We start from the raw sequence: 13,321 nt of genomic DNA on the forward strand, positions 1-13,321 counted from the left end.
TTCGGCGTTTGACAAGCTGCTTAGGTTTGGGAAGCGTGTCAAACGATACAAAATCGAATATCAGCTTAAAGGTGGGGACAAAATGAAGCCGCTTGTAGGTGTCATCATGGGAAGTACATCTGATTGGGAAACAATGAAGAATGCGTGCGATATCTTAGAGGAATTAGACATTCCGTATGAAAAACAGGTCGTATCCGCACACCGGACACCTGACTTGATGTTTGAATATGCGACAGAAGCAAGAGGTAAAGGACTAAAAGTCATCATTGCCGGTGCTGGAGGCGCAGCACATTTACCGGGGATGGTCGCAGCGAAAACGACACTGCCGGTCATTGGTGTGCCCGTACAATCAAAAGCACTAAATGGACTGGATTCCTTATTATCCATCGTTCAAATGCCAGGCGGTGTACCAGTTGCGACAGTGGCGATTGGCAAAGCCGGTGCAACAAATGCAGGGCTTCTAGCTGCACAAATGATTTCAGCATTTGATGAAACAATCGCTGCTCGCCTTGAGGAAAGAAGAGAGCAAACAAAACAGACTGTACTAGAAAGCAGTGATCAGCTTGGCTAAGCAGACCATTTTTCCAAACGCAACCATCGGTATTATCGGCGGAGGACAGCTTGGCAGATATATGGCCGTCAGCGCAAAGCAAATGGGATACCGGGCAGCTGTCTTAGACCCAGTCGCACAATCTCCTTGTGGACAGGTTGCTGATATAGAAATCACAGCTGCTTATAGTGACCTCGATGGGATTCGACAGCTGGCAGAAATCAGCGATGTCGTGACATATGAATTTGAAAATATTGATTATGATGCACTTAATCAATTGAAGGAAGAAGCCAATTTACCGCAAGGAAGTGAACTTCTTCTTTTAACTCAAAATCGTGAAACGGAGAAAAAAGGGATTGTAGATGCAGGCTGTGAAGTCGCACCTTACCGCATCATTCATGATGAAAAAGAGCTGGAAGACGCAGTAACCGTACTTGGTTTGCCAGCCGTGCTGAAAACATGCAGAGGCGGCTACGACGGAAAAGGGCAGTATGTGATCAAGGAAAAGGGACAGCTTCACGAAGCAGCTGAATTGCTCACACATGGAGCATGTATTTTAGAAAGCTGGGTCCCATTTCAAATGGAGCTCTCGGTGATCGTCACTCGTTCTATTCACGGGGAGATTGCGGTATTTCCAGTCGCTGAGAACATTCATAAGCACAACATTTTGTTCCAGAGTATTGTGCCTGCAAGAGTAGGTGAAAGCATTCAGGAAAAGGCAAAAGTGCTGGCAACGACACTGGCTGAAAAGCTAGCGCTAGTTGGTACACTTGCTGTAGAACTGTTCCTGACAAACGAAGGAGAGCTACTCGTCAATGAACTGGCGCCTCGCCCGCATAATTCTGGTCATTATACGCTCGATTTATGTGAGACGAGTCAGTTTGAACAGCATATTCGCGCGATATGTGGTTTGCCGCTTGGCGGTACAGCCCTTTTATCAGAGGGCATGATGGTGAACTTATTAGGCGATGAAGTAGACATCCCAAAAGAGCATCCTGAGCTTCTCAAAGAAGCGAAGCTTTATCTATATGGAAAGCATGAAGTAAAAACCGGCCGCAAAATGGGTCATATGACTTTTATGAAACAGTTTGATGATGAATGGATGACAAACATCACAAAGATATGGACTGAAAGAGATGGAGGAAACGGGAAATGATCGAACGTTACGCACGACCAGAAATGTCAGCAATCTGGACAGAGGAAAACAAATTTAATGCATGGCTTGAAGTAGAAATTCTCGCTTGTGAAGCTTGGGCAGAGCTTGGTGTTATTCCAAAAGAAGACGTTGTGACTATGCGTAAGAATGCAAGCTTTGATATTGATCGTATTCTAGAGATTGAACAAGACACGCGCCATGACGTGGTTGCCTTTACGCGTGCTGTATCTGAATCTCTAGGAGAAGAAAGAAAGTGGGTTCATTACGGGTTAACCTCTACAGACGTAGTGGATACGGCACTTTCATATCTATTAAAGCAGGCGAATGATATCTTGCTCAAGGACATTGAGAGATTTGTTGACATCCTAAAAGAAAAAGCTAAAGAGCATAAATACACTGTCATGATGGGACGTACACACGGTGTACACGCTGAACCGACAACATTTGGCCTGAAGCTTGGTCTTTGGTACGAAGAAATGAAGCGTAACCTAGAACGTTTTAAACAAGCAAAAGCTGGCATCGAATACGGTAAAATTTCTGGAGCTGTTGGCACATATGCGAACATCGACCCGTTTGTTGAGCAATATGTATGTGAGAAGCTTAGTATCAAAGCTGCACCAATCTCAACCCAAACCTTGCAGCGTGATCGTCATGCAGATTACATGGCAACTCTTGCACTCGTCGCAACAAGCATTGAGAAATTTGCTGTTGAAATTCGTGGACTTCAAAAGAGTGAAACACGTGAAGTAGAAGAGTTCTTTGCAAAAGGACAAAAAGGATCATCAGCAATGCCGCATAAACGCAACCCAATCGGCTCTGAAAATATGACGGGAATTGCCCGCGTCATCCGTGGATATATGCTGACAGCTTATGAGAATGTACCACTTTGGCATGAGCGTGATATTTCTCATTCGTCTGCTGAGCGCATCATTTTACCAGACGCAACGATTGCACTGAACTATATGCTAAACCGTTTCTCAAACATTGTGAAAAACTTGACGGTCTTCCCTGAGAACATGAAACGCAACATGGACCGCACACTTGGCTTGATTTACTCACAGCGCGTTCTTCTTGCATTAATCGATACAGGCATGGCACGTGAAGAGGCATATGATACGGTTCAGCCGAAGGCAATGGAAGCGTGGGAAAAGCAAGTGCATTTCCGTTCATTAGTAGAAGCGGAAGAAAAAATCACATCACGCTTAACACCTGAACAAATCGCTGACTGCTTCGATTACAACTATCACTTGAAAAATGTCGATATGATTTTCGAACGTCTAGGTCTTGCGTAAGAAAAGGGCCACCTGCTCGTCAGGTGCCCAATCCTGAAAATTGCCAACATTCAAATTAGGAGGCCAACCTGAATGACTGTGAAACAAGAACTTCTCTACGAAGGCAAAGCGAAAAAAATCTATCAGACCGATGACGAGCAAATTTTATATGTCGAATATAAAGACTCAGCGACAGCATTTAACGGCGAAAAGAAAGCTGAAATCGAAGGCAAGGGCAGACTGAATAACGAAATTTCAAGCTTAATCTTTCAAATGCTACATGAGAAAGGGATCAACAATCACTTTGTGAAACGACTTTCTGAAACAGAACAGCTCATTCAAAAGGTGCAGATTGTGCCGCTTGAAGTCGTTGTACGAAATGTGGTGGCAGGCAGTATGTCAAAGCGCCTTGGCATTCCAGAGGGAACAAAACTGGATACACCATTGATCGAGTTTTACTACAAAGATGATGCACTCGGCGATCCGCTCATTACAGAAGATCATATTCGCATTTTAGATGCAGCGACACCAGAGCAGGTCGAGGAAATGAAGCAGATCACAAGACAAGTAAATGAAGAGTTAAAGCAAATCTTCTCAGACTGCCATGTGAATTTAATTGATTTCAAGCTTGAATTCGGAATAGATCACGAGAATCGTATTTTGCTAGCTGATGAGATTTCACCTGATACGTGCAGGCTTTGGGACAAAGATACAAACGAAAAGCTTGATAAAGACGTGTTCAGACGAAACCTGGGAGGCTTAACAAATGCATACGAAGAAATTTTCAAAAGACTTGGAGGCCATAAACATGTATAAAGTGAAAATTTTTGTCAGCTTAAAAGAGAGCGTTCTTGATCCACAAGGAAGTGCCGTGCAGCACGCCTTGCACAGCATGTCTTATCAGGAAGTAAAGGATGTCCGTATCGGGAAATACATGGAGCTTGTCATTGAAAAATCAGATCGTGATTTAGACACAGTCGTCAAAGAAATGTGTGAAAAATTACTGGCCAACACGGTGATTGAAGATTACCGCTATGAGGTGGAGGAGGTTGTCGCACAGTGAAGTTTGCAGTGATCGTCTTGCCTGGCTCTAACTGTGATATCGATATGTACCATGCGATTCAAGATGAGTTAGGTGAACAAGTTGAATATGTATGGCACGACGAAACGAGTCTAGACCGATTTGACGGTGTACTCGTACCAGGCGGTTTCTCTTATGGGGATTACTTAAGATGCGGTGCGATTGCTCGCTTTTCAAACATCATGCCGGCGGTGAAAACAGCAGCTGCGGAAGGAAAACCTGTTCTTGGTGTTTGTAATGGGTTCCAAATCCTTCAGGAGCTTGGCATTCTTCCAGGTGCGATGAGACGAAATAAAGACTTAAAATTTATCTGTCGTCCAGTTGAACTCATTGTAGAGAACAACGAAACGCAATTTACAAGCGGCTATCAAAAAGGCGAATCCATTTCGGTTCCTGTAGCGCACGGTGAAGGCAACTTCTACTGTGATGAAGACACTTTAGCGAAGCTGATTGAAAATAACCAAATCGCTTTCACTTACGGAGACGATATTAACGGCAGTGTCAATCGAATTGCAGGTATAACGAATGAAGAGGGCAATGTACTCGGCATGATGCCGCACCCTGAGCGCGCGGTTGATACATTACTAGGCAGCGCAGACGGACTTAAATTGTTTCAATCTATCGTGAAAAATTGGAGGGACACTCATGTCACTACTGCTTGAACCAAGTCACAAGCAAATTAAAGAAGAGAAATTGTATCAGCAAATGGGATTGAGTGATGAAGAATTCGCTTTAATCGAATCCATTATTGGCAGGCTGCCAAACTACACAGAAATAGGCATTTTTTCTGTCATGTGGTCAGAGCATTGCAGTTATAAAAACTCAAAGCCTGTCTTAAGCAAATTCCCGACAAAAGGAGAGCATGTTCTTCAAGGTCCTGGGGAAGGCGCTGGAATCGTTGATATTGGAGACAACCAAGCGGTTGTATTTAAAATCGAATCACATAACCATCCATCTGCGATTGAACCGTATCAAGGAGCAGCTACTGGTGTCGGCGGAATTATCCGTGATGTATTCTCCATGGGTGCGCGTCCAATTGCTGTACTAAACTCTCTTCGTTTTGGTGAACTGACTTCACCGCGCGTGAAGTACTTGTTTGAAGAAGTAGTGGCAGGGATCGCAGGCTATGGAAACTGTATCGGAATTCCTACAGTCGGCGGAGAAGTTCATTTTGATCAAAGCTATGAAGGCAATCCGCTCGTGAATGCGATGTGTGTTGGATTAATCAATCATGAGGACATCAAAAAAGGGCAGGCAAAAGGTGTCGGCAACACGGTAATGTATGTTGGTGCTAAAACCGGACGTGACGGTATTCACGGTGCAACATTTGCGTCTGAAGAATTTTCTGATGAATCAGAAGAAAAACGTTCAGCGGTTCAAGTCGGTGATCCATTCATGGAAAAACTTTTGCTTGAAGCGTGCCTTGAAGTCATCAAAAACGATGCGCTCGTTGGAATTCAAGATATGGGAGCGGCTGGCTTAACAAGCTCAAGTGCGGAAATGGCGAGTAAAGCAGGTTCTGGGATTGAGATGAATTTAGACCTCATTCCGCAGCGTGAAACAGGCATGTCCGCATACGAAATGATGCTGTCTGAATCACAAGAGAGAATGCTTCTAGTCATTGAAAAAGGCCGTGAGCAAGAAATCATTGATATTTTCGAAAAATACGATCTTGAAGCAGTATCAGTTGGTCATGTGACAGACGATAAAATGCTTCGTTTACTCCATCAAGGTGAAGTGGTATGTGAGCTTCCTGTTGACGCTCTTGCAGAAGAAGCACCGGTTTATCATAAGCCGTCAAGCGAGCCTGCATACTATCGTGAGTTTTTAGAAACGAAAGTGGAAGCTCCAGCGATCACAGATGCAGCAGAGACATTAAAGCAGCTCCTTCAGCAGCCAACGATTGCAAGTAAAGAATGGGTCTATGATCAGTATGACTACATGGTTCGGACAAATACCGTCGTTGCACCTGGCTCTGATGCAGGTGTACTAAGAATCCGCGGAACGAAAAAAGCCCTAGCGATGACAACAGATTGTAACGCACGCTATCTCTACCTTGATCCAGAGGTCGGCGGGAAAATCGCCGTCGCAGAAGCAGCACGTAACATTGTCTGCTCAGGCGCTCGTCCACTTGCAGTGACAGATAACCTGAACTTCGGTAACCCGGAGAAACCAGAAATTTTCTGGCAAATTGAAAAATCTGCTGACGGGATTAGCGAAGCATGCCGCACGCTAAGCACACCAGTTATCGGTGGGAACGTCTCTTTATATAACGAATCAAATGGAACAGCGATTTACCCAACACCAGTCATTGGGATGGTTGGTTTGGTCGAAGATACTGCTCATATTACGACGCAATCGTTCCAGCAGGCTGGCGATGTCATTTTCGTCATTGGTGAGACGAAGGAAGAATTTGCAGGCAGTGAGCTTCAAAAGATGACAGAAGGTCGTATTTACGGAAAAGCACCGGAAATTGATTTGAACGTAGAGCTTTCGCGTCAAGAAGCCCTGCTAGCCGCGATTCAAAACGGTCTCGTTCAATCAGCACACGATGTGTCTGAAGGCGGACTTGGTGTAGCACTTGCTGAAAGTACATTTGGAACTGACGGGCTTGGTGCAGATATCCAAATCGATTTAAACAGCGAAGCTTCATTATTCAGTGAAACACAGTCACGTTTTGTCGTCACAGTCAAACTGGAGCACCGCGAAGCGTTTGCTGCGGCTGTCAAAGATGCGAAAGAAGTCGGAACGGTTACAAATGATGGTGTGTTTACTGTCAAAAATCAAGAAGGACAACAATGGATTCATGCAGCGGTCAACGAGCTTGAACGTGCATGGAAAGGAGCGATCCCATGCTTGCTGAAATCAGAGGCTTAAATGAAGAGTGTGGTGTCTTTGGGGTTTGGGGACACGAAGAAGCCCCGCAAATCACATATTACGGATTGCATAGCCTTCAGCACCGAGGACAAGAAGGTGCGGGAATCATTGCAACAGATGGTGAGAACCTCACATCACACAAAGGCCTTGGACTGATTACGGAAGTCTTTCAAAACGGTGAGCTAAAGGATTTGAAAGGAAAAGGTGCGATCGGACACGTTCGATATGCGACAGCAGGCGGAGGCGGCTTTGAAAATGTGCAGCCCCTCTTCTTCCGTTCGCAAAACAATGGCAGTCTTGCCCTTGCTCATAATGGAAACTTAGTGAATGCAACGCAGTTAAAGCAGCAGCTAGAGAACCAAGGGAGCATTTTCCAGACCTCTTCTGATACCGAAGTGCTGGCACATTTAATTAAGCGCAGCGGACATATGGAATTGAAGGAACAGATCAAAAATGCGCTGTCCATGCTTAAGGGAGCCTATGCTTTCTTAATCATGACGGAAACAGAAATGATCGTGGCGCTTGATCCAAACGGCTTACGCCCGCTTTCACTTGGTATGCTTGGGGATGCTTATGTTGTCGCTTCTGAAACATGTGCATTTGATGTTGTCGGTGCCACATATTTACGTGATGTGGAGCCTGGCGAAATGCTGATCATTAATGATGAAGGCTTAAAATCTGAGCGCTTCTCGATGAATATTAACCGCAGCATGTGCAGCATGGAATATATTTATTTCTCAAGACCTGACAGCAATATCAACGGCATCAATGTGCATAGTGCGAGAAAGAGTCTTGGCAAAAAGCTTGCTGAGGAAGCGCATGTCGAAGCAGATGTTGTGACAGGTGTACCAGATTCCAGTATTTCTGCAGCGATTGGATATGCCGAAGCAACAGGTATTCCGTATGAGCTCGGTTTGATTAAAAACCGTTATGTTGGCCGGACGTTTATCCAGCCGTCTCAAGCATTGCGTGAGCAGGGCGTACGGATGAAGCTGTCTGCTGTGCGCGGTGTAGTCGAAGGAAAGCGTGTTGTGATGGTGGATGATTCCATCGTACGCGGGACAACGAGCCGCAGAATTGTCACGATGCTAAGAGAAGCGGGTGCGACGGAAGTCCATGTACGCATTAGTTCACCGCCAATCGCACACCCATGTTTTTATGGAATTGATACATCCACACACGAAGAGCTGATTGCTTCATCTCATTCAGTGGAAGAAATTAGACAGGAAATCGGTGCGGACACCATTGCATTTTTATCTGTAGACGGTTTAATGGACGGGATTGGCAGGAAGTATGATGATCCGCAGCGCGGTCAGTGTTTAGCATGCTTTACTGGGAAATACCCGACTGAAATATATGAAGATACGGTTCTTCCGCATGTGAAGGAAACGGTCTTGACGAAATAATCGAATAAAGGAGCAGCAGTCAAGATGAGTTGATATGCTGCTCTTTCATTCTGCCGAAAATACATGGAAAGCAGCAGCTAAAAGGAGTGAATGGGATGTCAGAAGCATATAAAAACGCCGGTGTCGACATCGAAGCAGGGTACGAAGCCGTCAAACGAATGAAAACACACGTAGAACGTACAAAACGAGCAGGTGTCATGGGCGCTCTAGGTGGATTTGGCGGTATGTTTGATCTATCTGAGCTGCCATACAAAAAGCCCGTTCTTGTTTCAGGAACAGATGGTGTCGGAACGAAATTAAAGCTTGCCTTTTTAATGGATAAACACGATACGATCGGCGTCGATGCCGTGGCCATGTGTGTCAACGATGTGCTTGCACAAGGGGCAGAACCGCTCTTTTTCTTAGATTACTTAGCCGTTGGAAAAGCAGATCCGGTAAAAATTGAATCCATTGTCAAAGGTGTGGCTGACGGATGTGAGCAGTCTGGTTCAGCACTTGTCGGCGGTGAGACAGCCGAAATGCCAGGTCTTTACACAGAAGAAGAATATGATATTGCTGGTTTTTCAGTAGGTGTAGTTGAAAAGGATGAAATCGTAACGGGAGAGGGCATCAAGGAAGGGCATTTGCTTATTGGACTCAGCTCAAGCGGAATTCATAGCAATGGATACTCTCTCGTTCGTAAAGTCTTGCTGGAAGACGCTGGTCTTGACCTGCATCAAACGTATGAACCTTTTACAAGACCGCTCGGAGAAGAGCTTCTTGAACCGACAAAAATTTATGTGAAGCCCGTACTCAAACAAGTGAAAGCCGGCAAGGTTGACGGCATGGCACATGTGACAGGCGGCGGTTTTATTGAGAATTTACCACGTATGCTGCCTGAAGGTCTTGGTGTTGAGGTAGATAACGGCTCATGGCCAGTTCCCCCTATTTTCTCCTTTATTCAAGAAAAGGGTCAGTTGAAGGCAGAAGAGATGTTCAACGTGTTTAATATGGGCATTGGCTTTGTCCTAGCTGTCAAAGAGGACGATCTTGTGGATGTGATTAGCGAGCTTGAACAGGATGGAGAGAAAGCATTTCTCATCGGACGTGTTCAAAAAGGAGAAGGTGTCACATTCGGCGGTGGAAGCCTCTCATGAAGAAGTTTGCGATCTTCGCCTCTGGAAGCGGGACGAACTTTCAAGCCATTATAGATACGTTAAAAGAAGAAAAGTGGCAGGCAGAGGCCGCCATTGTGATTTGTGATAAACCGGGTGCAAAGGTGCTGGAGCGTGCTGAGAAAGAGGGCATTCCCTCCTTTGCTTTTACCCCGAAGGCTTTTCCGAATAAAGCCGCTTTTGAACAAACAATCATCGAACAACTGAGGCTTCATGAAGTAGAATGGGTTTTCCTTGCGGGGTATATGAGACTAATCGGCCCGACATTACTTGAAGCATACAAAGGGAAAATCGTGAATATCCACCCATCCTTGCTGCCAGCTTTCCCTGGTCTTGATGCCATCGGACAGGCGCATCAAGCAGGCGTCAAAGTGGCAGGCATCACTGTCCATTTTGTTGATGAAGGGATGGATACAGGTCCGATTATTGACCAAGCCGCGATCTATATTGAACAAGGCGAAGAGCTTGAATCAATTGAAAAAAGAATGCATGAACTAGAACACACACTATATCCAAAAGTGATCAAATCACTTTTAGAATTATCTTAATGAGGTGACGAAGGCATGACGATCAAACGCGCATTAATCAGTGTTTCTGATAAAACGAATCTTGTACCTTTTGTGAAAGAATTAACAGAACTTGGTGTTGAAGTCATTTCAACTGGAGGTACTCATAAGCTTCTTCAAGAAAATGGCATTGATGTCATTGGGATTTCTGAAGTCACTGGATTCCCTGAAATCATGGACGGACGACTCAAAACGCTTCACCCGAACATTCATGGTGGATTATTGGCAGTGAGAGAAAACGATGAGCATATGGCACAGATTGAAAAGCATGGCATTCAGCCGATTGATCTTGTTGTCGTGAATCTCTATCCTTTCAAAGAGACGATCTCAAAAGACGATGTAACGTATGAAGAAGCAATTGAAAACATTGATATTGGCGGACCGGGAATGCTTCGTGCGGCATCGAAAAACCACCAAGACGTTACAGTGATTGTCGATCCTCGTGACTATGATACAGTCGTTCAGCAAATCAAAGAAGGCGGCGTGTCACTTGAGAAAAAACGTGAGCTTGCGGCGAAGGTATTCCGTCATACAGCTGCTTACGATGCCCTCATTGCAGATTATTTAACGAACTTTGTTGGCGAAACAGAGCCAGAGCAGTTCACCGTCACGTTTGAGAAAAAACAATCCCTTCGCTATGGAGAAAACCCGCACCAAGCGGCGACTTTCTATGAAAATGCTCTTCCAAGCAAAGGCTCTTTGGCAACAGCTACACAGTTACATGGAAAAGAGCTTTCCTACAACAATATTAAAGATGCAGATGCAGCTCTTCAAATCGTACGTGAATTTACGGAGCCAGCGGCTGTAGCTGTAAAACATATGAACCCATGCGGCGTTGGTACAGGAGAAACGATTGCAGAAGCGTTTGACCGTGCATTCAAAGCAGATGAAACCTCTATTTTTGGCGGCATTGTGGCGCTTAACCGTGAAGTTGACAAGCAAACGGCTGAGGTGCTCCATACGATTTTCTTAGAAATCGTCATCGCTCCATCGTTTAGCCAAGAAGCGCTTGACGTGTTAACAGCGAAAAAGAACCTTCGTATATTAACATTAGATGTAGAAGCAGATCTTGAGAAAAAAGAAAAGCAGCTGACAAGTGTTCATGGCGGACTGCTCGTGCAGGATATTGATACGTATGGCTTAGAGGAAGCAACGATCTCTATTCCAACGAAAAGAGAACCTACAGAAGACGAATGGAAAGACTTAAAGCTTGCTTGGAAAGTCGTCAAGCATGTGAAATCAAATGCGATTGTCCTTGCAAAAGATCAAATGACAGCAGGGATCGGCGCTGGTCAGATGAACCGCGTGGGCTCAGCAAATATTGCGATTGAGCAAGCAGGTGAAAAAGCGAAAGGAAGCGCACTAGGCTCTGATGCATTCTTCCCGATGGGCGATACAGTGGAAGCTGCTGCAAAGGCAGGCGTCACAGCAATCATCCAGCCAGGTGGTTCCATTCGTGATGAAGAATCAATCCAAAAAGCAGATGAATACGGCATCGCCATGGTCTTCACTGGCGTTAGACATTTCAAACATTAAGGGGATGACAGTGTGAACGTATTAATTATCGGCAGAGGCGGAAGAGAGCATACCATCGCATGGAAAGTGAACCAAAGTGAACTTGTCAGCCAAGTATTTGTCGCACCTGGCAATGATGGAATGGCAGACGCTGCGAAGCTTGTACCGATCGACGAAGGTGATCATGAGGCATTAATTCGTTTTGCAAAAGACAATGAAATCGGCTTAACGATTGTCGGTCCAGAGGTTCCTTTAATTGCAGGTGTCGTCGATGCATTTGAAGAGGCAGGTCTAAAGGTATTTGGACCAAATGCAAAAGCTGCGGTCATTGAAGGCTCAAAGGAATTTGCAAAAGACTTAATGAAAAATTATGAGATCCCGACCGCCGCTTATGCCACTTTTACATCGTTTGAAGAAGCGAAGGCATATGTGGAAGAAAAGGGTGCGCCGATTGTCATTAAAGCAGATGGTCTCGCAGCAGGAAAAGGCGTGACAGTTGCGATGACACTTGAAGAGGCGATCAACTGTCTGCACGACTTTTTAGAAGATGAAAAGTTTGGCGATGCAAGTGCATCGGTCGTCATCGAGGAGTTTTTAACAGGTGAGGAATTTTCATTGATGGCCTTTGTCAATGGAGAAAAGGTGTACCCAATGGTGATCGCGCAAGATCATAAACGGGCATTTGAAGATGACAAAGGACCGAACACCGGCGGGATGGGCGCTTACTCGCCAGTTCCGCAAATTTCAGATGAAGTCGTCCAAAAAGCGGTGGAAGATGTCGTCAAACCGGCGGCTCGCGCCATGGTGCAGGAAGGGCGTCCGTTTACAGGCATTTTATATGCAGGCTTAATGCTGACACCAGAAGGCTCAAAGGTCATTGAGTTCAATGCACGCTTTGGCGACCCTGAAACGCAAGTGGTTCTTCCTCGTCTTGAATCAGATCTAGTTCAAGTCTTCCTCGACATTCTGGACGGAAAAGATGTGGACTTGCAGTGGAAAGACACTGCCGCTGTCAGTGTCGTTCTTGCTTCAGAAGGATATCCGGAGGACTACGCAAAAGGCGCGCCAATCGGTGCTTTGCAAACAACGGTGTCTGATGTCGTGACCTTCCACGCAGGAACAAAAAAAGAAAACGACCAATTCGTCACAAATGGCGGCCGTGTAGCGAATGTGACAGCATTTGACGACACATTTGAAGCGGCAAGATCAAGAGTGTATGAAGCGGTTGAAGAAATCATTCAACCAGGGCTATTTTATCGCCGTGACATTGGCGCCCGTGCGCTGAAGGCTGCGGGGAAATCTAAGCACTGAATTTCATACAGTACAGATGGTAGATAGTTAACGAATCTTTTGATTCATAGAATGATATGATAATAACAGAAAAAATATTGAAATATATATATAATGTGATAATATGGTTTTATGTCCAATTAATAGGGAGGTGAATACTATGAAATTATTAATTATGCTAACTGGAACTTTCGGTATTTCATCAGGTACTGCTGGTGCGATTTATGTAGCTTTAAATCAGGCTTTTAAAAGCGGAGCGTTATCAGTTGGGAGAGTTATGCTTTTAATGGCTGGCACAGGTGTTGGTGCACTATTAATTGGCGCTATTTTTGCTTTTGGTGGTGCTTTTATTATTAAGAAATTGAAAGCCGGCAGAGCAGCAACTGTAGCTTGGTAACAGTGATAAATCCGATATTACGATATCGGATTTATTTTTAATAGGAGGTAATATGTTT

At 44.9% G+C, this 13,321-nt stretch carries 13 protein-coding genes; all 13 read left to right on the plus strand.

Annotated elements, in window-relative coordinates:
- Positions 1–82 precede the first annotated feature (82 nt).
- The 13 genes from purE to NSS78_RS03305 all read left to right on the plus strand — a co-directional run bounded on the left by purE (position 83) and on the right by NSS78_RS03305 (position 13,263).
- Entirely contained in the window at positions 83–571 is a 489-nt protein-coding gene (gene purE / locus NSS78_RS03245; protein WP_050945777.1) for a 5-(carboxyamino)imidazole ribonucleotide mutase, read from the plus strand.
- The gene (purK, locus tag NSS78_RS03250; protein ID WP_309217276.1) at positions 564–1,706 is read left to right on the plus strand and encodes a 5-(carboxyamino)imidazole ribonucleotide synthase; all 1,143 of its coding nucleotides are present in this window, start codon (positions 564–566) and stop codon (positions 1,704–1,706) included. The genes purE and purK overlap by 8 nt, the downstream gene beginning before the upstream one ends.
- A complete protein-coding gene (gene purB / locus NSS78_RS03255) occupies positions 1,703–2,998 on the plus strand; it encodes an adenylosuccinate lyase (RefSeq protein WP_309217279.1) in 1,296 nt (431 codons plus the stop codon). Before purK ends, purB begins: the two co-directional genes overlap by 4 nt.
- Before the next feature lie 72 nt (positions 2,999–3,070).
- Positions 3,071–3,793, plus strand: coding sequence for a phosphoribosylaminoimidazolesuccinocarboxamide synthase (purC, locus tag NSS78_RS03260; protein ID WP_003214271.1), 723 nt, complete (start codon positions 3,071–3,073; stop codon positions 3,791–3,793).
- Positions 3,786–4,040, plus strand: a complete 255-nt coding sequence (gene purS / locus NSS78_RS03265; RefSeq protein WP_003214349.1) for a phosphoribosylformylglycinamidine synthase subunit PurS — start codon at positions 3,786–3,788, stop codon at positions 4,038–4,040. Before purC ends, purS begins: the two co-directional genes overlap by 8 nt.
- The gene (gene purQ, locus NSS78_RS03270) at positions 4,037–4,720 is read left to right on the plus strand and encodes a phosphoribosylformylglycinamidine synthase subunit PurQ (RefSeq protein ID WP_309217284.1); all 684 of its coding nucleotides are present in this window, start codon (positions 4,037–4,039) and stop codon (positions 4,718–4,720) included. Before purS ends, purQ begins: the two co-directional genes overlap by 4 nt.
- Entirely contained in the window at positions 4,704–6,935 is a 2,232-nt protein-coding gene (gene purL / locus NSS78_RS03275; RefSeq protein WP_050945711.1) for a phosphoribosylformylglycinamidine synthase subunit PurL, read from the plus strand. The genes purQ and purL overlap by 17 nt, the downstream gene beginning before the upstream one ends.
- Positions 6,911–8,341, plus strand: a complete 1,431-nt coding sequence (gene purF, locus NSS78_RS03280) for an amidophosphoribosyltransferase (RefSeq protein ID WP_003213939.1) — start codon at positions 6,911–6,913, stop codon at positions 8,339–8,341. Before purL ends, purF begins: the two co-directional genes overlap by 25 nt.
- Before the next feature lie 95 nt (positions 8,342–8,436).
- Positions 8,437–9,477: a phosphoribosylformylglycinamidine cyclo-ligase gene (gene purM / locus NSS78_RS03285; RefSeq protein ID WP_050945712.1), complete on the plus strand. Its 1,041-nt coding sequence runs from the start codon at positions 8,437–8,439 to the stop codon at positions 9,475–9,477.
- A complete protein-coding gene (gene purN, locus NSS78_RS03290; protein WP_050945713.1) occupies positions 9,474–10,043 on the plus strand; it encodes a phosphoribosylglycinamide formyltransferase in 570 nt (189 codons plus the stop codon). Before purM ends, purN begins: the two co-directional genes overlap by 4 nt.
- 15 nt (positions 10,044–10,058) lie before the next feature.
- Positions 10,059–11,597 (plus strand): bifunctional phosphoribosylaminoimidazolecarboxamide formyltransferase/IMP cyclohydrolase, encoded by a 1,539-nt coding sequence (gene purH, locus NSS78_RS03295; RefSeq protein WP_309217292.1) that lies wholly within the window; start codon positions 10,059–10,061, stop codon positions 11,595–11,597.
- Between the two features lie 12 nt (positions 11,598–11,609).
- Complete coding sequence (gene purD / locus NSS78_RS03300; protein WP_309217293.1) at positions 11,610–12,887, plus strand: phosphoribosylamine--glycine ligase; 1,278 nt, start codon at positions 11,610–11,612, stop codon at positions 12,885–12,887.
- Positions 12,888–13,026: 139 nt separating this feature from the next.
- Positions 13,027–13,263 carry a hypothetical protein gene (locus NSS78_RS03305; RefSeq protein WP_212046334.1) on the plus strand — a complete coding sequence of 79 codons (237 nt, stop codon included), beginning with the start codon at positions 13,027–13,029 and terminating at the stop codon, positions 13,261–13,263.
- The last annotated feature ends 58 nt before the right edge of the window (positions 13,264–13,321 follow it).

The sequence above is a fragment of the Bacillus sp. FSL W8-0920 genome (genome assembly GCF_038593215.1).
GTDB classification, from domain to species: domain Bacteria; phylum Bacillota; class Bacilli; order Bacillales; family Bacillaceae; genus Bacillus; species Bacillus pumilus.